A 1,764-nucleotide genomic window follows, 5' to 3' on the forward strand; every position below is an offset into this window, starting at 1 on the left:
TACTTCACCTATGTGAGCAAATGCGCGCCTGATCTGCAGCCGGTGATGGGCGATGCGCGGCTGACCTTCGCCAGGGAGCCGGACGGCGTCTACGATTTGATCATCGTCGATGCCTATTCGTCCGACGCCATCCCGGTGCACCTCGCCACCAAGGAGGCGATGGCGATCTACAAAGCCAAGCTGGCACCGCAGGGCGCGGTGTTGATGCACGTCTCCAATCGCAACCTCGAACTGTCCAGCGTGGTGGAAGGCATCGCCGCCGCCAACGGGCTGAAGAGCTGGGCCTACTCGGAGGATTCCGGCCGCGACGCCGAATACATCTTCCCGACCGCCGTGGTGGTGTCGGCGCGGGACGACGCCGATGTCGGTGCCCTCGCTTCCTCCGAAGACTGGGCTCTGACGACGCCGGATCCGAAACAGCGGGTATGGTCGGACGATTATTCCAATGTGCTCGGCGCGGTCTGGCGCCGGCTGCGCAACGGCGAGGAATAGCGGCCAAGAAGAAAGGCCGCGTCCCTCTCGGCGACGCGACCCTTCGTTCGGATAAGCCTAGTTCAGTAAGCCTGATAGCCGCCGTAGTAGCCGCGTGGCTGATACACGCGCCGCGGCGCGTAATCCTGCGCGTAGGAATCGTCATCGGCGTAGCCGTATTGCTGCGCCGGGTAGACGCGGCGATAGCCGGGAGGGGCCGGATAGCGGCGATCGTCGCTGCTGCCATCGGCCGGATAGATGTAGCCGTCATCGGCGACGCGCGGTGCCACCGGGCGCGGCTGAACCTGGACCTGCGGCTCCAGCTGGACCGGCTGGCCAACGCTCGGATCGGCATTGGCTTGATCAAGATCGGTCGGCATCGGCAGCGGAGCCGCGCGACGGGCGACCGAGATGCCGCCCTTCTGCTGCTGCAGCCGGGCCAGCGCCACGCGGGACGAGCCGGTGAGGGTCACCGTAGCGTTGAGCACGCCCTCCTTCTGCACCAGCGCGTACAGGGTTGCCGCATTGGCGCGGGACAGTCGGACGCAGCCGTGGGACACCGGCGTGCCCAGCCGGCCTTCGGACTCGGTACCGTGAATGGCATGCCCCTTCATCGTGAAGAAGATCGAGTGCGGCATCGGCGCATCGTCGAACTCCTTCGAGAAATGGTCGGCTTCCATGCGGAAGGTGCGGAAGGTGCCGTTCGGCGTCTCGTGGGACGGATTGCCGGTCGAGACCGGCCAGCGATAGCGATCGACTCCGTCGACCGCGACCGTCATCATCTGATTGTCCTTATCGACAGTGATCGCGACCTTCGCCTCAGCGGCACTGGCGCTTGCGAGCATAGCCAGCCCAGCGAGGGAAATAAAAAACGCACGCATCTGACACCCGGCCTCCTGGCCCGCCTTTAGAAGAAGTCTCGTCGTCCCGGCGGTAATATGCTCACCGGCCCAAAGAGTTTCCAGCGAGCCTTGCCACCATCGTTAAAGTGAAGACGATCGTTGATCGCGTTTACCTTGAATTGTCCGCCAACACGGCCAAAACGCGGCAATGGAACCAAACACGACCTATCGGGTTGAAAGGCGTACAATACTTCTCGCGTCGCCGCGTTCGCCGGGGACGGCCAATCCAGAGGATGAGAATTGATGAAGACCCGCATCGACACGCTTGCTTTGCAGAACGATCGCTCTGCTCTGAAGAAGCTGCTGGCTGCCGCCGCTCTTGGCTTGGCGCTGGTCGCCATCCCGCACGCTGGTCACGCCCAGGGCATCGTTCGCGGCGCGCAGAAGGCGC

General features: G+C 63.8%; 2 protein-coding genes. One reads left to right on the forward strand and one right to left on the reverse strand.

The genetic code is table 11. The features are described 5' to 3' along the window. A partial coding sequence (locus tag I5M_RS05710; RefSeq protein ID WP_031335497.1) for a fused MFS/spermidine synthase occupies positions 1-492 on the forward strand: 492 nt, incomplete at its 5' end. Between the two features lie 62 nt (positions 493-554). Here the strand turns inward: I5M_RS05710 and I5M_RS05715 are convergent. Next, positions 555-1,352 (reverse strand): L,D-transpeptidase, encoded by a 798-nt coding sequence (locus I5M_RS05715; RefSeq protein WP_022720527.1) that lies wholly within the window; start codon positions 1,350-1,352, stop codon positions 555-557. Positions 1,353-1,764: the final 412 nt, after the last annotated feature.

The sequence above is a fragment of the Rhodopseudomonas sp. B29 genome, from assembly GCF_000333455.1.
Classification (GTDB): Bacteria; Pseudomonadota; Alphaproteobacteria; order Rhizobiales; family Xanthobacteraceae; genus Rhodopseudomonas.